This window comes from Kitasatospora sp. SUK 42, assembly GCF_015776785.2.
Taxonomy (GTDB): Bacteria; Actinomycetota; Actinomycetes; order Streptomycetales; family Streptomycetaceae; genus Kitasatospora.
In genome coordinates, this window is the sequence record NZ_LFMD02000003.1 from 1,736,444 (window position 1) to 1,756,269 (window position 19,826).

A 19,826-nucleotide genomic window follows, 5' to 3' on the forward strand; every position below is an offset into this window, starting at 1 on the left:
AGTGGGAGGCCGGCCCGGCCGACCTCCCACTCCGCGGCATCAGTGGGTGCGGCGCGTCACCAGCTCGGCCAGCGCCAGCAGTTCGTCCGTCGAGGACGGATCCGGTACGGCCGCCGCCAGCTGCGCCATCGCCGCGGCCATCCGCTCGCAGGACTCGCCCTGCGCCCAGCCCCGCCCGCCGGCCCCGTCGACGGCGGCCGCACACTCCGCCAACTCCTCGGGGCTGAGCGGCCGTTCGACGGCGTACAGCTCGGCGAGCCGGGCGCCCTCGGGGGTGTTGGAGCCCAGCGCCGCGACCACCGGCAGCGACTTCTTCCGGGCGACCAGGTCCGCGCCGACCGGCTTGCCGGTGACCGCAGGGTCCCCCCAGATGCCGATCAGGTCGTCGATCAGCTGGAAGGCCAGACCGATCTCGCGGCCGAAGCCGTCCATCGCCTGCGCCGCCTCCTCGGAGCCGCCTCCGTACAACGCGCCCATCGCGCAGGCCGCACCGAGCAGGGCGCCGGTCTTCGCCTCGGCCATCGCCATGCACTCGGGGAGCAGGACGTCGTTGCGCTGCTCGAAGGCGCAGTCGATCTGCTGGCCCTCGCAGAGCTCGACCACGCAGTCGGTGAGCCGGCGGATCGAGCCGCGGGCGGCCGGATGGGCGTCCTCGGCGAGCAGGCGCAGTGCGAGGGAGTGCATGGCGTCGCCGGCCAGGATGGCCTCGGTGGTGCCGAACACCCGCCAGGCGGTGGGCCGGTGGCGGCGGGTCTCGTCCCGGTCGATGACGTCGTCGTGGAGCAGGGTGAAGTTGTGCACCAGTTCCACCGCGGCGGCCGCGGCGACGGCCGTTCCGGGGGTTCCGCCGAGGGCCTGGGCGGCGGCGAGGACCAGGGCCGGCCGGATGGCCTTGCCGGAGGGGGCCTCGACGGGTGCGCCGTCCGCCTCCCACCAGCCGAAGTGGTAGCCGGCCACCTTGCGCATCGCGCCGGGCAGCGAGTCGACGGCGGCCCGCAGGACCGGGTCGACCAGCCCGCGGGCACGGGCGAGGATGTCCGCCGCCTCGTGCCCCTCCTTGTGGTCCCGCTCCAGCGTGGAGCTCGTCATGGATCTCTCCCCCTGTAGGGCGCGTGTCATGGGGTGGCCTGCCGGAACGGGGCGGCCGGATTGCGTCGGGCGCCGGGCCGGTGGCCGTACGCGCCGCGGCGCGCCGCCCCGCCGGGTGGTTCCCCCGGCCGGGCGGCGCGTTTCGGGGTCGGGGCCTGTCCTGCTGCCGCCCCGATGGCCGTCAGCGCTGTGCGATGTCCACGTTCTCCAGGACGCCGATGGCGTCCGGAACCAGGATCGCGGCCGAGTAGTAGGCGCTCACCAGGTAGGAAATGATGGCCTTCTCGTCGATTCCCATGAAACGCACCGAAAGGCTTGGCTGGTATTCATCCGGAATTCCGGTCTGGTGCAGGCCGATGACGCCCTGGTTGTCCTCGCCGACGCGCATCCCGATGATCGAGCTGGTGCTCCCGCCGACGATCGGGATCTTGTTGCACGGGAAGATCGGCACCCCGCGCCAGGCGTTGATCTGCTTGCCCTCGACCTCGACCGTGCCCGGGTAGAGGCCGCGCTTGCTGCACTCCCGGCCGAAGGCGGCGATGGCCTTGGGGTGGGCCAGGAACATCCTGGTGCCGCGGCGGCGGCTGAGCAGCTCGTCCATGTCGTCCGGGGTGGGCGGGCCGGAGTGGGTCTGGATCCGCTGGTCGTACTCGGCGCTCTCCAGCAGGCCGAACTCGGGGTTGTTGATGAGCTCGTGCTCCTGGCGCTCGCGCAGGGCCTCGATGGTCAGCCGGAGCTGGTGCTCGGTCTGGTTCATCGGCTGGTTGTAGAGGTCGGCGACGCGGGTGTGGACCTTGAGGATGGTCTGCGCGACGCTCAGCTCGTACTCGCGCGGTTTGAGCTCGTAGTCGACGAAGGCGCCGGGCAGCTCGTACTCGCCCTCGTGGCCGGAGGAGAGGTCGATCGCGGCCTCGCCGTGCTTGTTCTGCGCCTGCTGGAAGCCGTTCAGGTACTCGATGATCTGGAGCTGGAGCGCCTCGGAGCGGTCGTGCAGCTCCTGGAAGGAGGGCCAGGAGAGCGCCATCACGGTGCCGGAGGTCGCGGCGCGGACGGTGTACGGCCAGGTGCCGTCCTCCTGTTGGAGCGCCTCGTCGCCGAGGTGGTCGCCGTCGGCGAGGATGCCGATCACCGTCTCCTCGCCGTACTTGCCGGTGCCGATCCGGTCGAGCTTGCCGTGCGCGATGAGGAAGACCTCGGTGATCGGCGCCCCGGCCGAGACCAGGACGTCGCCCGGGTTGAACTGCCGCTGCACGAAGCGCCCGGCCAGCTCCGTCAGCACCGCCTCGTCCTCGAAGCCGCGCAGCACCGGCACCTCGGACAGCGTCTGCGGGACGACCCGCACCTCGGAGCCGGTCTTGACGAAGCTCACCCGACCGCGGCCGACCTTGTGGCGCAGGCGACGGTTCACCCGGTAGGTGCCGCCGGACACCTGCACCCAGGGCAGCGTCCTGAGCAGCCAGCGCGGGCTGATGCCCTGCATCTGGGGCGCGGACTTGGTGGTCGTGGCGAGGTTCCGCGCGCCCGCCGTGCTCAGACTCTGCTGCTGCCGGATCTCCGACTGCGCCTCGGGCGCGGGAATACCGGCATTCGTTTCGGTCGACATATGGGGAGCCCTTCGCATGCCCGAATGGAGCGTCGCCTGCACATTCACGTTGCAGCTTCATGGTGGGCCCGTTCGGAGGCGGCTCGCAATCACTCATTCGAGTGGTTCTGAATATCCGAACAAATAGTACGAATAGATCACCTGATCGATATTTGTTCGATTCCCCATTCGAAACCGCCGGAATCCCGCACCCCATCTTCTCCCATCGACAGGCCCACCCGAACCGCCCCCCGACACCTCCCCCACGCGTCGACCCCGCCGTTCGAAGCCGTCGAACAAGCCGCTAGAGTCCTCTGACTCTTCGTCAATTCAGGCCATGGGGAGGACACATGGGCTCACCCGTACGTGTCTGGCTCAACCGCACCTACTCCGAGAACGTCTTCTTCATCGAGCAACTGCGCACCGCCACACGCCCGGTGGTGGTCCACGCGACGCACGCCGACCCGGACTCCCCGGTGCTCGCCGCCGCCGACCACGGCACTCCGGAGCCCGCCGACCTGCCCGTCGACGCCTACGTCGGCTACGCGCTGGACTACTGCGTCCGGCACTCGATAGACGTCTTCCTCCCCCAACTGCACCAGCTCGCCATCGCCCTGGCCCGGCCGGAGTTCGAGGCGATCGGCACCACCCTGCTCTGCCCGCCCGCCACCGCGATCGCCACCCATGCGAGCAAGGCCGACGGCTACACCGCGATCGCCGCCGCCGGCCTGCCCACCCCGCCCTGGTGGCGGGTCCGCACCCCCGAGGAGCTGCTCGACGCCGTCGACCGGATCGAGGACGCCGGACACACCGCCTGCCTCAAGCCGACCACCGGCGCGGGCGGCGCGGGCTTCCGCGTCCTCACCCGGAAGCCGTACGGCGCGGCGCGGTTGCGGGGCTGGGACCACCGGGTCCAGGTCGAACAGGTGGCCGCGGCCCTGGCCGAGCCGGACCGGCCCGGCGGCGAGCCGGTCGACCTGCTGGTCATGCCCCACCTGGACGGGCCGGAGGTCTCGGTGGACTGCCTCGCCGACCGGGACGGCCGCCCGCTCACCGTGGTCGGACGCACCAAGGACGGCCGCCGCCGCGGCTTCACCACCGAGGAGCGCTACCTCGACCCGGTACGGCGGCTCGTCTCGGCGAGCGCGATGGCGTACCTGTGCAACGTGCAGTTCCGCCGGTGGGAGGGGCGGCCGGTGGTCATCGACGTCAACACCCGCCCGGCCGCCGGGCTCCACCAGACCCGGCTGTGCGGGCTCAACCTGCCGTGGGACGCGGTCCGGCTGGCACTCGGGGAGCCGGTGGCGGGCGTCCGGCTGCCGGACCTGCGCGGCATCGAGTACACGCTGGTGTCCGGGATCCAGCCGGTGCGGCCGCGCCGGGTCTCACTGGTCCACGCGCTGCGTCGCTGAGCGCCCGGCTACAGCGGGCCGTTCCAGTCCAGCGTCGGCTCCAGCACCCCCTCCAGGGTGAGCAGCCAGCGCTTCACCTCGATCCCGACCCGGCCGCCGCCGAAACCGCCGATCCCGTCCGACGCCACCACCCGGTGACAGGGCACCAGCAGGGGGACCGGGTTGGCGGCCATCATCTGCCCGACCGTCCGGGCGGCCAGGCCGGGCTCGGCGACGTCCTCGAACACCCCGCTGCGGGCGGCCAGTTCACCGTAGGTGATGGTCCGGCCGTACGGCACCTGCCGCCAGAGGGTCTGCAGCACCGCGCGGTGCGGTCCGGAGCTGAGGCTCCAGTCGATCGGCAGGCCCAACTCGCGGGTGCGGCCCGACAGGTAGGCGCCGATCCGCTCGGTGACGGTGGTGATCTTCGCCCGGTCGGTGCACGGCGGCGCCTCGCCGTCCCGGCCGCCGTAACCGGCCGCCGCCACGCCCAGCGGTGTCACCGCGACGTGCATCGGGCCGCTGGGCAGCGGCGTCTCCACCGTCAGCCAGGACATCGACCAGGACTGCGGCACGCTCGGGCCCCCACCCTCCGCCGGACCGGTCGCCGGCCGACCCGGCACCCGGGGGGCGCGGTCGCCCCGCGCGCCATCGTACGGCGGGCCTGAGGCGGGGCGGGCGGGGCGTCCGGCAGCGCGGGTGGCGCCTCCGACGACGTGGACGGGGCCTCCGGACGGTACGGCCGGGGTGGGGCCCTCGGGCGGTACGGCCGGGGTGGGGCCCTCGGGCGGTACGGCCGGGGTGGGGCCCTCGGGCGGTACCGCCGGGGTGGGGTCCTCGGGCGTCACGGCGTCTCCGGGCGGGACGGCGCCTCCGGGCGGGACGGCGCCTCCGGGCGGCACGGCCGGGGTCAGAGCCGCCCCTTCAGCTCGGCGGCCAGCGCCTGGGACCAGTGCGACAGTTCGGCACGGTCCGGGGCGCGCCCCTCGCACAGCGCGGCGAGCTGCGCGTCGTTGATCCGGTTCGGCCCCGGGATCTCCAGCAGGTACGCCAGCTCGGACAGTACGGTGGCCAGCCGCGCCGCGTCCCCGTGGTCCATGGTGACCGCGGACTCGTGGTGGCTGATGGTGAGCGAACCGGGCATGATCGATCTCCTCCGTCGACCCCCCGCACCCTCCACGGTACGACCGGCCCGGCCACCCCGCCCGCCGCGGAGGCACGCACGCGTGGGCGGAGCGGCGGGCTGCACTCCGGGGCCGGCCGGTACGGTGCGCGGTGGGCCGCACCGGCGGCCGAGGGTGCGCCCCGGAGCCGTCCGAGGGGTGGGTCAGTGTCCCGGGCCCTCCTCCCAACGCCGATTCCGAACGGCCGGTACGGCCAACACTACGACCCCGGCCACCACTTGCCAGGCCGACCCGGACAACAACACGGTGCCAGTACCGAGCCGGTCCGCCAGCGGACCGGCCGCCGCCAGCCCGAGCGGGCCCAGGACGAAGGCCCCGAGCACCCCGAAGGAGGTCAGCCGGCCGAGCAGCTCCGCCGGGACCCACGCCTGCGTCGTGGTGGTGAACAGCGTCCCGCAGACCGCCGAGCCGGCCCCCGCCACCAGCGCCCCCGCGGCCACCCAGGGCAGCGACGCCCCGGCCCCCAGCGCCGCCGAGGGCAGCGCCCAGCCCAGGCCGGCCGCGGTGGCCACCGCGAGCGGGCGGCCGGGCCGGCGGCCGAGCATCAGCAGGCCGCCCAGCACCGCACCGGCGCCGTACACGCCCATCACCAGGCCCCAGGCACGGGCGCCGCCGAGCTCCCGCTGCGCGGTGAGCGGGCCGAGCACCAGGAACGGCGCCCAGACCAGCAGGTTGAACAGGCCCATCCACGCGGTGGTGATCCACAGCCACGGGCGGGCGGCGAACTCCGACCAGCCGACGCGCAGTTCGCGGACCATCGAGGACCGGTCACCGTCCGCCGCCGGACGCTCCGGCAGCCTGGTCGCGGCCAGCGCGACGGCGCCGACGCCGTACGTCACCGCGTCGATCAGCAGCACCGCCGCCGGGCCCTGGGCCGCTGTCAGCAGTCCGGCCAGCGCGGGGCCGGCCACCGTGGACACCGAACGGGACAGCCCCAGCAGGGTGTTGCCGTCCGCCAGCAACTCCTTGCGGCGCACCAGGTCGGGCAGGACCGCGCCGAAGGCCGGCATGAACAGCCCCTCGCCGACCCCCCACACCGCGACCAGGGCCACCATCGCCCAGAGCGGCGCGTGCCCCACCGCCAGCAGCACGGCGAACAGCGCCTGGACGAGGCCGCGCAGGACATCCGAGCCCAGGATCAGGCGGCGGCTGCCGAACCGGTCGGCGATCACCCCGCCGGCCAGCAGCACCAGGACCACCGGGAGGATCCGGGCGGCCATCACCCAGCCGACCTCGGTACCGCCGCCGCCCTCGTCGAGGACCGCGAAGGCCACCGCGACCGGGGCCATCGAGGAGCCGAGGAGGGAGGTCGTGTACCCGATGAAGAAGAGGGTGAAGTCGCGCTCGCCCAGCACGGCGAGACGGTCTCCCAGCCGCTTTCGGCGGGCCGGGATCCGTTCGGTTTCCACTGCCATGGGCAGCAGTCTGCGATCACCCGGGGAGGCGGTTCAAGGGGTTCCGGCGAAAAACTTGAGCCTTTTCGCATCAATTTACCGAGCCATGGACAGTGCCGCAGTAAATAGCTCTGGATAACGCTCCTGAGGTGCTGTTTACTGCGAATGTCGGCAATCCCCGAGCATTCCCTCGACGAGCATTTACTGCGGAAGAAGGCGATCGTGACAGAGCTTCCCCCGGTCGAGTACGGCCTCGCCGTCGAGCGCTACCTGGCCGCCTCCGGGCTCGCCGAGGGCTCCCGGCGGATCTACCGGATCGCACTCGGCACCTGGGCCTGGGCGCTCGCCGACCGGCCCGCCCCGACCGGCCCCGAACGGCGGCGCGCCCGGCCGCCCGTACTCCCGCTCGCCCTGCTCGACCACCCGGACGCCGCCGAACGGCTGCGCACCGCCGTCGCCCTGCGCGGCGCCACCACCGACCCGCGCACGCTCAACCGCGAGCTCTCCACCCTGCGCGCGGCCGTCGCCTGGTGGCGCGCCCAGGGCTGGACCGACGGCGACCCGACCGCCGACCTACGCCCGCACCCGCTGCCCGAACCGGCCGCAACCGCGGGACCATTGACCCCCGACGAGCTGCGCACCCTGTTCGCCCTGCGCGCGCCGCTGCGCGAGCAGACGCTGTGGCACCTGCTGCACGAATCCGGCGCCGCCATCGAGACCGTGCTCGCACTGAACACCGACCAGCTCGACCTCCCCCACCGCCGCACCCACCCCCGGCCCGGCCGCACCCCCGTCACCTGGCGGCCCGGCACCGCCCGGCTGCTCCCCCTCCTCATCGCCGGCCGCGCCACCGGTCCGCTCCTCCTCACCGACCGCCGCGCCCCGGCCGGCACCCCCACCGCCGACCGCTGCCCGCACACCGGCCGCGCCCGCCTCTCCTACCGCCGCGCCGCCGAACTCTTCACCGCCCACACCCGCCCGCTGTCCGACCCGCCGGGCCCCGGCTGGACGCTCCGGCAGCTGCGCGCCGGACGGTAGGGGCCGGACGGCAACGAGGCGGTGGTCCCGGACCGGGACCACCGCCTCAACGCGTCTGGGAGTCAGCCGATTTCTGTCGCGAAGGAGCCGACCGCCGCCGTTACGAAGCCGATGGGTGGCCGTGACACGACCGGCCGAGGACCGCGACACGGCGCTCATACCTTCGCTGTCGACGCCCCGGCCGTACGGGCCACAGGGCGTCCGCGACGAGGACGGACGCGTCCGGCGCCGACGACGGACGTCCGCGACCGCGGCCGTCACGCGAGCAGTGCCGCCCCACGTGCGCGACCGCGTGACGTGCCCCGTACCGAAGACCGACGCAGCAACTTCACGAGGAGATCCACCGCATGAGCAGGATCCGTACCGACCGCTCGCCCGCCCGCCGCGTCCTGGCGGTCTGCGCCATGACCGGCGCCGCGCTGCTGACCACCCTCACCGGCGGGCAGGCCTGGGCCGACGGCGCGCCGAAGCCCACCCCGGCCGCGCCGGGCGGCGCCGTCCCCGCGCCCGCCGTCTCCCGCCCCGCCGCCACCCCGACCCCGGCCGCCCCGGGCGGCGCCGCTCCCACCGCCACCCCGACCCCGGCCGCCCCGGGCCGCGCCGCTCCCACCGCCACCCCCGCCGCCGTCCCGTCGCCGGTGCCCGGCGGCACCGGCTCGCAGGTCCGCGAGGTGCCGAAGGGTGCCGCACAGGCCGGGGACGGCTCCAGCGCCTCCGACGGCTCCGGCCTGATGCTGGCGGGCGGCGGCGCCGTCGCGGCCGTCGGCGCCGGCGCGCTGGGCTTCGCCGTCCTGCGCCGCCGCTCCGGTGCGCGCGGCTGACACCGGTCCCGAGCCCGCCGGGCACCCCGGCGCCCTTCCCCCGTACCCGGCCGGTGGGGGAAGCGGCGCCGGGGCCGCCCCGACGGACGGGACCGGGCCCAGTCGCAGGCGCGGTCAAGGACCCGGTCGCAAGCACGGTCAAGGACCCGGTCGCAGTCACGGTCACGGGCGCGGACGGGGTCGCGGGCGGCGCCGCGCCGGGCGGCCCGGCCCGAGCGCCCTGCGCCGTACGGCCTTCGGCACGGCGGGCCTGCTCTGCCTGGTGCTCGGCACCACGCTGGCGCTGTCCGGCCGGGCGGAGACCCCGGTGGTGCGGGTGGAGACCTCCGGGCACAGCACCGTGAACACCCCGCCGGCCCCGGCCCCGGCCCGGGCCACCACCGCGCCGAAGCCCGTCGCGCCCTCCCCGCCGACCCGCCTGCTGGTCCCCGCCGCCGGCGTGGACGCGCCGGTGGCCGACCTCGGCCTGAACCCGGACGGGACGGTCCAGGTGCCGACGGCCGACCGGGGCGACGAGGTCGGCTGGTACCGCAACGGCCCCACCCCCGGCGAGACCGGCCCGGCCGTCCTCATCGGGCACTACGACACCGTGCACGGCCCGGCGGTCTTCCGGAACCTGCCGAAACTGCGCCCCGGCGACCTGATCCAGGTGCGACGGGCGGACGGCGGCACCGTCGACTTCAAGGTCCGTACGCTGCTCCAGGCCGCCAAGGACCACTTCCCCACCCAGGAGGTCTACGGCGACACCCCGGCGCCCGCCCTCCGGCTGATCACCTGCGGCGGGCGGATCGGCCAGGACGGCCACTGGACCGACAACATCATCGTGCTGGCGGACCCGGCCTGACCGCGGCCCGACCCGACCGCGACCGGGCCTGACCTCTGCCCGACCCGACCGCGACCGGGCCCGGTTAGGGTCGCGGTCGCGGTCGGAACCGCAGGCCGCCGTCCGTGCGACCTAGCACCCAGGGACGCCGCAGACCAGGAGGACGAGCACCGACCGTGGCAGCGATACCCCGACCCCGCCGCCGGACGGCCGCCCTGCCGGTGGCCGTCCTCACCGGCCTGGCCGCCCTCCTCGTCCTCGCCGCCCTGGTCCTCGGCCGGTCCACCCCCGGCGGGCTGAGCGACCACGGGCCGGCCCAGGCCGTCACCCCGCCCCCGAAGTCCGTGCCGCTCTGGCCCGGCCTGGCCACCCCGACACCGGCTCCACCCGCCGCCTCCGTCACCCAGGAGCCGCCGAAGCCGATCCCCGGCCTGACCGTCCCCGGCCGTGACCTCACCACCGTCGACGTCCGTGCCCTCCTCGGCAAGGACCCTGCGGTGGGCCCGGAGGAGCGGCGCTCGCTCGACTCCTGCACCGAGTGCGAGGTCCGCAGCCCGGAGTTCCGCGACCTCACCGGGGACGGCCGGCAGTCGCTGATCACCGCCGTCACCACCCCCGGGCCGATCGTGCTGCACGTCTACACCCTCGCCGAGGACCGCGTCCTGCCCATCCTCCAGGTGTCGGTCCAGCACAACTTCAGCGCCGAGACCGTCGGCTCCGACCTGAAGCTGTACGAGCTGACCAGCGCCAACGTCCGGACCAGCAGCTACTACCACTGGGACGGGGTCCGGCTCTCGCTGCAGGAGCGGCGGCAGGAGGGCGTCAGCCTGATCCCGCCCACCGGCTCGACCGCCGAGCCGACGGCCGGTCCCTCCCCCGTCGCACCGGGAACAGCCCCCGGCGCGGCCGTCCCGTCCCCGTACCCCGGCCACCCGACCTTCCGGCCGACCGCTCGCCCGACCGCTGCGCCGACCGCTGTGCCGACCCCTGCGCCAACCGCCCCCTCCGCCCCCTCCGCCCCTGCCGTGCTCCCGGAAGCGAAGCGATGACCCCCGCAGCCACCCCCGCCCAGCCGCACATCCTCCTGGTCGAGGACGACGAGGTGATCCGCGAGGCCACCCGGATGGCGCTGGAGCGCTACGGCTTCCCGGTCACCACGGCCGCCGACGGCCTGGAGGGGCTGGAGGCCTTCCACGCCGTCCGCCCCGACCTGCTGCTGCTGGACGTCATGCTGCCGCTGCTCGACGGGGTCGGCCTCTGCCGCCGGATCCGCGAGGAGAGCCAGCTGCCGATCCTGATGATGTCGGCGCGCACCGACCCGGTGGACGTGGTCTCCGGCCTGGAGGCGGGCGCGGACGACTACGTCGTCAAGCCCTTCGAGAGCGCCGTCCTGGTCGCCCGGATCCGTACGGTGCTGCGCCGCGTCCGCATCGTCCCGGGGCCTCCCGACACGCCGCCGTCTCCGGGCGCCCCGCTCGTTCCGGAGACCCAACGGGCCCCGGAAACCCCACCGACTCCGGAGACCCCGCCCTCCCCCGTCACCCTGCGCAGCTTCGACGGCCTACAGGTGGACACCGACAGCATGGAGGTGCGGGTGGACGGCCGTCTCGTCCCGCTCACCCCCACCGAACTGCGACTGCTGCTGGAGTTCACCGCCGCGCCCGGCATCGTGCTGGAGCGCACCACCCTCCTCGAACGCGTCTGGGACTACGAGTGGGGCGCCGACACCCGGGTCGTGGACGTCCACGTGCAGCGGCTGCGCGCCAAGATCGGCTCCGGCCGGATCGAGACCGTCCGCGGGTTCGGCTACAAGCTGCGGCGCCCGGCATGACGCTGCGTCGCCAGATCGCCACCGCCGTCGCCGCCATCTCCGTCCTGGTCGCGGTGGCGGTCGGCCTGCTGGTCCACCGGGCGATGATCCGTCAGCACGTCGACCAGGCGCGCACCGCCGCGCTCACCGTCCTCGACTCGTCGCTGGCCGAGTACAAGCGCAGTGGCGACGTCACCGGCCGGGGCGCGGCCCTGAACGACCCGGCCCTGCCCGGCCGGCTGCGCACCCTCTCCGCCGGCGGCCGGCAGGGCACGGTGCTCGCGGCCGACGGGCAGGGCGAGTCGATGTGGGCGGCCGGGCCGGTCCGGGACGGGGCGTTCTCCGTCCGGGTGGACTTCACCCAGGACCGCCGGTCCATCGCCGACCTGGACCGGATCATCCTGCTCACCGTCGTCGCCGCCGTCTTCACCACCGTGCTGGCCGGCGTCCTGGTCGCGGACCGGATCAGCCGCCGCCTGCGCACCGCGGCCACCGCCGCCCGGGGCATCGCCGCCGGCGGGACGGACACCCGGATCGGCGAACTCGTCGACGGCCGGGACGAGGTCGCCGACCTCGCCGCCGCCGTCGACCTGATGTCCCGCACCCTGCACCGCCGTCTGGAGGACGAACAGCGCTTCACCGCCGACGTGGCCCACGAGCTGCGCACCCCGCTCACCGGCCTGGTCACCGCCGCCGAACTGCTGCCGCCCGGCCGCCCCACCCAGCTGGTCCAGAACCGGGTCCAGGCACTGCGCGCCCTGGTCGAGGACCTGCTGGAGGTCTCCCGCCTGGACGCCGACGCCGAGTCACCCGACCTCTCCGCCGTCCCGCTGGAACGCGCGGTGCGCCGCACCGTCACCCTCACCGGCCTGGACGTCACCGTCGAGGTCGCCACCGACGAGCAGGTCCGCACCGACCTCCGCCGCCTGGACCGCATCCTCGGCAACCTGCTCCTCAACGCCCACCGCCACGGCGCCGCCCCGGTCCTCCTCCACGTCGACGGCCGCCGCATCACCGTCCGCGACCACGGCCCCGGCTACCCCGACGACCTCCTCCAGCACGGCCCGCAGCGCTTCCGCACCAACGCCCCCGAACGCGGCCGCGGCCACGGCCTCGGCCTCACCATCGCCACCGGTCACGCCCGCGTCATCGACGCCACCCTCACCTTCACCAACCACCCCACCGGCGGCGCCCTCGCCACCCTCGTCCTCCCCCCGGACTGACCCCACCCCCGAAACACACGGAGGGCCGGCTCGATCCCACCGAGCCGGCCCTCCACACGTACACGAGCCCCCTGTCGGGTTCGAACCGACGACCCCCGCTTTACAAGAGCGGTGCTCTGGCCAGCTGAGCTAAGGAGGCACGGTGGCCGTCCGCGATGGATCACGGCGGCACCGGGGGGCAGTCTACCGGGCCCGGGTGGCGGGGTGGGGGGATATCCGAGGGTTGGCGGGGTGGGGCGGGCGTGATGGAACCGATGCCGAAAACGGGTCTGAGGGGGGCTGACAAGCGGCGGACGCGCAGGTAGCGTCGCCGGAAGTCGGCTCGAACAGTGGTTCAGACCAGTGGCGGTCGGCGGAGATGCACCGACCCCCTTTACTCGGATCGTCCGGCACGTTCCTGCCGGTGAAGGAGAAGAACGACCATGGCTTCTGTCACGTACGACAAGGCGACCCGCATTTACCCGGGGGCGGACAAGCCCTCGGTGAACGAGCTGGACCTGCAGATCGCGGACGGCGAGTTCCTCGTCCTGGTCGGCCCGTCCGGCTGCGGCAAGTCGACCAGCCTGCGGATGCTGGCCGGCCTGGAGGACGTCAACGCCGGCGCGATCCGGATCGGCGACCGGGACGTCACCCACCTGCCGCCGAAGGACCGGGACATCGCCATGGTGTTCCAGAACTACGCGCTCTACCCGCACATGAGCGTCGCCGACAACATGGGCTTCGCGCTCAAGATCGCCGGCGTCAACAAGGCGGAGATCCGCACCAAGGTCGAGGAGGCGGCGAAGATCCTCGACCTCACCGACTTCCTGGACCGCAAGCCGAAGGCGCTCTCCGGTGGTCAGCGCCAGCGCGTCGCGATGGGCCGCGCGATCGTCCGCCAGCCGCAGGTCTTCCTGATGGACGAGCCGCTGTCGAACCTCGACGCCAAGCTCCGCGTCTCGACCCGTACCCAGATCGCCGGCCTGCAGCGCCGCCTGGGCATCACCACCGTGTACGTCACCCACGACCAGACCGAGGCGCTCACCATGGGCGACCGGGTCGCGGTGCTCAAGGACGGTCTGCTGCAGCAGGTCGACACCCCGCGCAACATGTACGACAAGCCCGCCAACCTCTTCGTGGCCGGCTTCATCGGCTCGCCGGCCATGAACCTGGTCGAGGTGCCGCTGGTGGACGGCGGCGTGAAGTTCGGCGGCTCGGTGGTCAACATCTCCCGCGAGGACCTGGCCGGCGCCGGCACCGACAAGACGGTGACCGTCGGCATCCGCCCCGAGCACTTCCAGATCGTCGACGCCGGCGGCCTGGAGGGCGTCGCGGTGACCGTGAACGTGGTCGAGGAGCTCGGCTCGGACGGCTTCGTCTACGGCACCACCCGGATCGGCGGCGAGGACAAGGAGCTGGTCGTCCGCGTCCCGGGCCGCCAGATCCCGACCCGCGGCGAGACGATCCACGTCGTGCCGATCGCCGAGGAGACCCACGTGTTCGCCTCCTCCTCCGGCGTCCGCCTGAGCAGCTGACGGCGGGCCCCTCGCAGGGGCCGGCCATCGCACGGAACCCGTCGGGCCCCTCCGGTCCGGCGGGTTCCGTGCGTACACCCCCGCGTCAACCCGGTGCAGGGACGAACCCGGACACCGCTTCACTCGATGGTGTAACGGAGGGCGATCCTGCCCGTACCCACCGCTACTCTCCTGAGGGTGAAGCAGCTTGTGCGCCGTATCGGCCAGACCGTCGCCCTGACCCTGCCGGTCGTCCTGGTGACCACCGGCACCCTCGCCGTGACCAGGGTCCCGTGGGCCCCGCCGACCGGGCTCGACCAGCAGGTCGTGGCGGCCTCCAGCGGCGACGGCGCCGGGATCGGGCGGTCCACCGCCACCGCCGGGAAGGCGCCGGACGGGCTCGCCCCGCAGGAGTCGCTGCGGGTGGCCCTGTTGGACGAGCTGCGGGCCAAGAACCCGTCGGCCGCGCTGGACCTGCTGGAGCGCTCGATGCGCGAGCAGCCCTCGCTGACGCCGTACTGCACCTCGCTGGCCACCGAGTTGGGCAAGGCCGCGGTGCACAAGTACCAGGGCGACGTCCAGCGGGCCCGTTCCTTCGCCCGCCCGGTCTGCGACGGTTCCTTCGCGGCGGGCGTCACCGGCTGACAACTCCCTGCGGTGGGCGCCCTGTTGGCGGGCGCCCTATTGTTCAGGCATGACCGCTGACTCCAGCCCCACCGCCGACCTCGCGTCCCCGCAGCCCCGGCCGACCACGACGCCCGTCACCCAGGCCGTCATCCTGGCCGGCGGCCAGGGCTCCCGGCTGCGCCCGTACACGGACGACCGCCCCAAGCCGCTGGTCGAGATCCCGGGGACGGGCACGCCGATCCTCGGCCACCAGCTGGCCTGGCTCGCCTCCGAGGGCGTCGCCGATGTCGTGGTGTCCTGCGGGCACCTCTCCGACGTGCTGGAGGAGTGGCTCGACGGGGCGGACCTGCCGCTGCGGGTCCGCACGGTGGTCGAGGCCGAGCCGCTCGGGCGCGGCGGCGGCCTCAAGTACGCGGCCAAGGCGCTGCCCCGGCCGGACGAGCCCTGGTACGCCACCAACGGCGACATCTGGACCCGCTTCAGCCTGTGCGAGATGGCCGCCTTCCACCACGAGCGGGACGCCGTCGCGACGCTCGCGCTGGCCCGGCCGCGGATCCCGTGGGGCGCGGTGGAGACCGACCAGTTCGGCAACGTGCTGGACTTCATCGAGGCGCCGCCCTCGCCCTTCCTGATCAACGCCGGCCTGTACGTGTTCAGCCCGGAGTTCGCCGAGCTGCTGCCGGACGTGGGCGACCACGAGCGCACCACCTTCCCCCAACTCGCCCGCAGCAAGCGGCTCGCGGGCTACCAGCTGCCGCAGGGCGTGTACTGGCGCGCCATCGACACGGCCAAGGACCTCACCGAGGCGGCCAAGGAGCTCGCCGCGCACCGCGACAACTCCCGGTAGGCGGTGGACGGTGGACGGTGGACAGTAGCCGGCGGACGGCAGGCCGCCCCCGGACACGACGAATCGGCCGGGCGCTCCCCCACGGAGCCCCCGGCCGAAGTCGTCGCCGCCGCCGTCAGGTCGCGGTCGCCACCCCCGGGCTGGTGGCGGCCGGACGGCCGCCCGACAGCTCGGCCAGCGGCCCGCTGCCCAGCACCCCGCCGAGCAGTCCGGGACTGCTGCTCTGGCTGGGCTTGGGCGCCGTGCCGGAGCCCGCGGCCGGGCTGCTGCGCTGGGCCGGGGCGGAGCCCGCCGAGGGCGCCCCGGACGACGCGCCCGGTGCCGGGGAGGCGCCGTTCCCGCCCTCCGCCCTGCCGCTGTGCCTGCCGCTCGGCGAGGGGCTGCCGGAGGGCTTGGCGGAGGGGGCGGTGGTCGAGGCGGTCGCGCTCGGCGTCGGGGCGGCCGGGCGCGGGGCCGCGGGCGGGGGCGTGGTGGACGTGCCCTGGCCGCCCGGGGCGCCGGACGGGCCGCCCGACGGCCAGACCGGAGTGCCGTAGTCGGTGGCCGGGCGGGCCGGAGCCTGGTGCGGCCGGGCTCCGGTGCGGACGGCCGCGCCCAGCATCGAGCCGAGCAGCAGGGTCAGGCCGACCACGACGGTGGTGACGACCGTGCCCCGGCGCAGCACCCGGCGGCGCAGCGCGCCCGGGGCGTCCGGGCCGTACCGGCGCCAGGCCTCCAGGTTGAGCCGCCCGTCCAGCGAGGCGAACGGCGCCCCGGCGATCAGCAGCGGGCTCCAGGCGGCGAGGAAGATCAGGTCCGGCGTGTCGTAGACCGGTACGGCCCGCCAGCTGACGGTGAACAGCAGCACGGCGGAGAGCACCATCGCCGCCCCGGCCGCGAACCGCTGCCAGAGGCCGAGGATGGTCAGCACGCCGACCACGATCTCGGTGAACGACACCACCAGGCCGGAGCCGACCGGGTGCGCCATGGCGAAGGCGAGCAGCGGCTCGGCGACCTTCCACGGGTGCAGCGAGGAGAGCCAGCGCATCATCGAGCCGCGCTCGCCGCCGTCGAAGTACACCGGGTCGCAGAGCTTGCTGAACCCGGCGTAGACCGAGAGCGAGCCGAGCACCGCGCGCAGCGGCAGCAGCACCAGGCCGAGGTCGACCCGTCGGCCGGGGTACCAGGGCTGCCGGCCCTCGGCGTCGACGGCGGAGACCTCGGGCAGTTCGCCGCTCGGGGTCCAGCCGTGCGGCTCGCCGACCGGGCCGACGCCCGCGTGGGTGGCGGTGCCGGTGCCCTCGCGCGGCTGGCGCGGGAGGGTGCGGGCGCCCGCGTAGGCGGGGAGCACCTGGGTGTCCGCCTCGGCGAGGCCGACGCCGCCTCCGGGGCCGTTCAGCCGCACCGCCTCCAGCAGCCGGGTGGCCGCGAGGTCCCCGGGGGGTGCCTGGCCGGTCCAGGTGACGGCGGTGACCCGGCCCTTGCGGCGCGGTGCGCCACCGCCCCCGGCGCCCGCCCCGGCCAGTGCCGGTACGGCGGAGGCGGGCACGACGACCTGCGGGGTGACCAGCGGACGGCGGATCAGGCCCTGGTTGGCGTAGGGGTCGCCGAACGCGGCGCCGGTGGAGAGCAGTCCGACCGGGGCCTCGATCAGCGGCGCCACCGGGGTGCCGAGCCGGAGCCGGAAGCTCGCCTGGGTGCTGCTGAGGCGCGAGGGGTCCGACGGCACCTTGACGGTGTCGAGCCCTGGGCCCGCGTCTATCCCGGTGCTGCCGCCGCCGAACAGGGGGCGCCGAGGTGTTCTGGTGTCCACGCCCGTCTAACCGGGTGACGGCCGCTTAGGACACTCTCCCGGGTGGACGTCCGGCGCATGCTTGAAATGATCATGCGAAAAGCGATCGGACCCGGTCGGGCCCGATCGCTTTCCACTCGGTTTGCGGAGAATTCAGGAGATCCGCTGCGGACGGAGGACCGCCCGTGGTCAGCGCTTGGCGCGCAGCCGCGCGGCCTCGTACAGCACGATGCCCGCCGCGACACCGGCGTTCAGCGACTCGGTCAGCCCGGACATCGGGATCCGCACCCGCATGTCACAGGTCTCCGAGACCAGCCGGGACAGGCCCTTGCCCTCGCTGCCCGCGACGATCACCACCGGACCGGTCAGCAGCTCCAGGTCGCCCAGCTCGGCCTCGCCGTCCGCGGCCAGGCCGACCACCATCAGACCGGCCTTCTGGTAGGCCTCCAGGGTGCGGGTCAGGTTGGTGGCGCGGGCGACGGGCAGCCGGGCCGCGGCGCCGGAGGAGGTCTTCCACGCACCGGCGGTCATCCCGGCCGCGCGGCGCTCGGGGATGACCACGCCGTGCGCGCCGAAGGCGGCGGCGGAGCGGACCACGGCGCCCAGGTTGCGGGAGTCGGTGACCCCGTCCAGCGCGATGATCAGCGCGTCCTGACCGGCGTCCGAGGCCTCGACCAGCAGGTCCTCGGGGTGCGCGTACTCGTACGGCGGGACCTGGAGCACCAGGCCCTGGTGGTTGAGCCCGCCGGTCATCTGGTCCAGCTGCGGGCGCGGGGCCTCCATCAGCGGGATACCGCGGTCGTTGGCGGCCTGGAAGGCCTCGCGCACCCGGTCGTCGCTGTCGATGAACTGCTGGACGTACAGCGCGTTGGCCGGGACACCGCCCTGCAGGGCCTCGACCACCGAGTTGCGGCCGAAGACCAGCTCGGCGCTGCCCGCACCTCCGCGGCCGCCCCGGGCGGTGCCGGCCCGGCGCATGCCGGCCCGGGCCTTGGCGTCCCGCTCGCGCTTGATCGCGGCGTTGGCGGCCCGCTGCTTGGGGTGGCCCTTGCGCTCCTCACCGGGCGGCGTCGGGCCCTTGCCCTGGAGCGCCTTCCGGCTGTGCCCGCCGGTACCGACAGACGCGCCCTTCTTCGATCCGGGGTTGCGGCGGTTCCTGCGCTGGCTGTTGCCGGCCATGGCTGTACTTCCTGTCTGTCCGGCATGCCCGGCCGCCCCGCTCGGTGCGGTGGCGGCCGCGGCATGCGCTACCTCATGCGGGAGGGCCGCACCGGTCCGGTACGGCCCACCCATCACCCCGATCGTCGGACGGGGTTACTGGCTGTTGATCGTCCAGCGCGGGCCGGACGGGGTGTCCTCGATCACCAGCCCGGCCAGGCCGAGCTGGTCGCGGATGGCGTCCGCGGTGGCGAAGTCCTTGCGCTGACGCGCGGCCTGCCGCTGGTCCAGGACCAGACGGACCAGCGAGTCGACCACGCCGTGGAGGTCCTCGCCGCGCTCCGCCCCGGCCCAGTGCGGGTCGAGCGGGTCGAGGCCCAGCACTCCGAGCATCGCACGGACCTCGCCGAGACGCGCCACCACGCTCTCCTTGTCGTCCGCGTTCAGGGCGCTGTTGCCCTGGCGGACGGCGGTGTGCACGACGGCCAGCGCCTGCGGCACGCCGAAGTCGTCGTCCATCGCCTCGGCGAAGGCCGGCGGCACCTCGGGCGCCGCGTCGACCGTGCCGCAGCGCTCGACGGCACGCTGGATGAAGCCCTCGATCCGGCCGAAGCCGGCCTCGGCCTCGCGCAGCGACTCCTCGCTGTACTCGATCATCGAGCGGTAGTGCGGGGAGCCCAGGTAGTAGCGGAGCACGATCGGGCGCCAGCGCTGGACCATCTCGGAGACCAGCACCGAGTTGCCCAGCGACTTGCTCATCTTCTCGCCGGCCATGGTGACCCAGGCGTTGTGCGCCCAGAAGTTGGCGAAGTCGTCGCCGTAGGCCTTGGACTGGGCGATCTCGTTCTCGTGGTGCGGGAAGATCAGGTCCAGCCCGCCGCCGTGGACGTCGAAGGCGGTGCCGAGGTACTTGTGGGCCATCGCCGAGCACTCCAGGTGCCAGCCCGGGCGCCCGCGCCCCCACGGGGTCTCCCAGCTCGGCTCGCCCGGCTTCGCGGCCTTCCACAGCGCGAAGTCGGCCGGGTTCCGCTTGCCGGTCTCGGCGTCGCCGACGGCCGGGCGCAGGTCGGCCAGCTTCTGGTTGGAGAGCGAGAGGTAGTCCGGGTACGAGTGGACGTCGAAGTAGACGTTGCCCTCGGCCGCGTAGGCGTGGCCCTTCGCGATGAGGACCTGCATCATCTCGACCATCTCGGGGACGTGCCCGGTGGCCCGCGGCTCGACGGTCGGCGGCAGGCAGCCCAGCGCGTCGTAGCCGTCGTTGAAGGCGCGCTCGTTCGCGTAGCCGATCTGCCACCACGGCGTGCCGAGCTCGCGCTCCTTGGCGATGATCTTGTCGTCGATGTCGGTGACGTTCCGGACGAAGGTCACCTGGTAGCCGCGGTAGGCGAACCACCGCTGCATGATGTCGAAGTTGAGGCCTGACCGGATGTGCCCGATGTGAGGCGCCGACTGGACGGTAGCGCCGCACAGGTAGATCGAGACACAGCCCGGTACAAGCGGGACGAAGTCGCGTACCTGGCGGGTGCTGGTGTCGTACAGACGAATGCTCACAGCGTCAAGCGTAGTGGGCAGCGG

The 19,826-nt window shown here is 74.1% G+C and carries 18 protein-coding genes and 1 tRNA gene; 10 read left to right on the forward strand and 9 right to left on the reverse strand.

Annotation, left to right across the window (positions count from 1 at the left end):
* Positions 1-39 precede the first annotated feature (39 nt).
* A complete protein-coding gene (locus RZ50_RS17515) occupies positions 40-1,089 on the reverse strand; it encodes a family 2 encapsulin nanocompartment cargo protein polyprenyl transferase (protein WP_196948494.1) in 1,050 nt (349 codons plus the stop codon).
* Positions 1,090-1,270: 181 nt separating this feature from the next.
* Positions 1,271-2,692: a family 2B encapsulin nanocompartment shell protein gene (locus RZ50_RS17520; RefSeq protein ID WP_196948495.1), complete on the reverse strand. Its 1,422-nt coding sequence runs from the start codon at positions 2,690-2,692 to the stop codon at positions 1,271-1,273.
* Positions 2,693-3,021: 329 nt separating this feature from the next.
* Between RZ50_RS17520 and RZ50_RS17525 the strand changes: the two genes are divergently transcribed.
* Positions 3,022-4,083, forward strand: coding sequence for an ATP-grasp domain-containing protein (locus RZ50_RS17525; protein ID WP_254802519.1), 1,062 nt, complete (start codon positions 3,022-3,024; stop codon positions 4,081-4,083).
* Positions 4,084-4,091: 8 nt separating this feature from the next.
* On the opposite strand, the gene RZ50_RS17530 is transcribed toward RZ50_RS17525, so the two are convergent.
* From RZ50_RS17530 to RZ50_RS17540, 3 genes are all read right to left on the reverse strand, one after another.
* On the reverse strand, positions 4,092-4,637 hold the full coding sequence (locus RZ50_RS17530) for a methylated-DNA--[protein]-cysteine S-methyltransferase (RefSeq protein WP_308271699.1): 546 nt from the start codon (positions 4,635-4,637) through the stop codon (positions 4,092-4,094).
* 335 nt (positions 4,638-4,972) lie between these two features.
* Positions 4,973-5,206, reverse strand: coding sequence for a hypothetical protein (locus tag RZ50_RS17535; protein ID WP_196948496.1), 234 nt, complete (start codon positions 5,204-5,206; stop codon positions 4,973-4,975).
* A 183-nt stretch (positions 5,207-5,389) separates the two neighbouring features.
* Complete coding sequence (locus RZ50_RS17540; RefSeq protein WP_196948497.1) at positions 5,390-6,661, reverse strand: MFS transporter; 1,272 nt, start codon at positions 6,659-6,661, stop codon at positions 5,390-5,392.
* 201 nt (positions 6,662-6,862) lie between these two features.
* On the opposite strand from RZ50_RS17540, the gene RZ50_RS17545 reads away from it, so the two are divergent.
* The 6 genes from RZ50_RS17545 (at position 6,863) to RZ50_RS17570 (ending at position 12,355) form a co-directional block, all read left to right on the forward strand.
* The gene (locus RZ50_RS17545; protein ID WP_196948498.1) at positions 6,863-7,678 is read left to right on the forward strand and encodes a hypothetical protein; all 816 of its coding nucleotides are present in this window, start codon (positions 6,863-6,865) and stop codon (positions 7,676-7,678) included.
* 347 nt (positions 7,679-8,025) lie between these two features.
* Entirely contained in the window at positions 8,026-8,499 is a 474-nt protein-coding gene (locus tag RZ50_RS17550; protein ID WP_217680597.1) for a hypothetical protein, read from the forward strand.
* Between the two features lie 262 nt (positions 8,500-8,761).
* Complete coding sequence (locus RZ50_RS17555; RefSeq protein ID WP_308271702.1) at positions 8,762-9,343, forward strand: class F sortase; 582 nt, start codon at positions 8,762-8,764, stop codon at positions 9,341-9,343.
* Between the two features lie 155 nt (positions 9,344-9,498).
* Positions 9,499-10,371 carry a hypothetical protein gene (locus tag RZ50_RS29910; RefSeq protein WP_305853037.1) on the forward strand — a complete coding sequence of 291 codons (873 nt, stop codon included), beginning with the start codon at positions 9,499-9,501 and terminating at the stop codon, positions 10,369-10,371.
* Entirely contained in the window at positions 10,368-11,153 is a 786-nt protein-coding gene (locus RZ50_RS17565; RefSeq protein ID WP_196950416.1) for a response regulator transcription factor, read from the forward strand. The genes RZ50_RS29910 and RZ50_RS17565 overlap by 4 nt, the downstream gene beginning before the upstream one ends.
* Entirely contained in the window at positions 11,150-12,355 is a 1,206-nt protein-coding gene (locus tag RZ50_RS17570) for a HAMP domain-containing sensor histidine kinase (protein WP_196950417.1), read from the forward strand. Before RZ50_RS17565 ends, RZ50_RS17570 begins: the two co-directional genes overlap by 4 nt.
* Before the next feature lie 65 nt (positions 12,356-12,420).
* Here RZ50_RS17570 and RZ50_RS17575 read toward each other — a convergent pair.
* Positions 12,421-12,494, reverse strand: a tRNA-Thr gene (locus RZ50_RS17575).
* A gap of 283 nt (positions 12,495-12,777) precedes the next feature.
* Here RZ50_RS17575 and RZ50_RS17580 point away from each other — a divergent pair.
* The 3 genes from RZ50_RS17580 to RZ50_RS17590 all read left to right on the forward strand — a co-directional run bounded on the left by RZ50_RS17580 (position 12,778) and on the right by RZ50_RS17590 (position 15,322).
* Positions 12,778-13,869 carry an ABC transporter ATP-binding protein gene (locus RZ50_RS17580; protein WP_196950418.1) on the forward strand — a complete coding sequence of 364 codons (1,092 nt, stop codon included), beginning with the start codon at positions 12,778-12,780 and terminating at the stop codon, positions 13,867-13,869.
* Positions 13,870-14,046: 177 nt separating this feature from the next.
* A complete protein-coding gene (locus RZ50_RS17585; protein ID WP_196950419.1) occupies positions 14,047-14,493 on the forward strand; it encodes a hypothetical protein in 447 nt (148 codons plus the stop codon).
* A gap of 49 nt (positions 14,494-14,542) precedes the next feature.
* Entirely contained in the window at positions 14,543-15,322 is a 780-nt protein-coding gene (locus RZ50_RS17590) for a nucleotidyltransferase family protein (protein ID WP_196950420.1), read from the forward strand.
* A 115-nt stretch (positions 15,323-15,437) separates the two neighbouring features.
* Here RZ50_RS17590 and RZ50_RS30160 read toward each other — a convergent pair whose 3' ends face one another.
* The 3 genes from RZ50_RS30160 to cysS form a co-directional block, all read right to left on the reverse strand.
* Entirely contained in the window at positions 15,438-17,030 is a 1,593-nt protein-coding gene (locus tag RZ50_RS30160; protein WP_217680599.1) for a DoxX family membrane protein, read from the reverse strand.
* Between the two features lie 252 nt (positions 17,031-17,282).
* Positions 17,283-18,272: a 23S rRNA (guanosine(2251)-2'-O)-methyltransferase RlmB gene (gene rlmB, locus RZ50_RS17600; RefSeq protein ID WP_196951603.1), complete on the reverse strand. Its 990-nt coding sequence runs from the start codon at positions 18,270-18,272 to the stop codon at positions 17,283-17,285.
* A 135-nt stretch (positions 18,273-18,407) separates the two neighbouring features.
* On the reverse strand, positions 18,408-19,802 hold the full coding sequence (gene cysS, locus RZ50_RS17605) for a cysteine--tRNA ligase (RefSeq protein WP_196951604.1): 1,395 nt from the start codon (positions 19,800-19,802) through the stop codon (positions 18,408-18,410).
* Between the last annotated feature and the right edge of the window lie 24 nt (positions 19,803-19,826).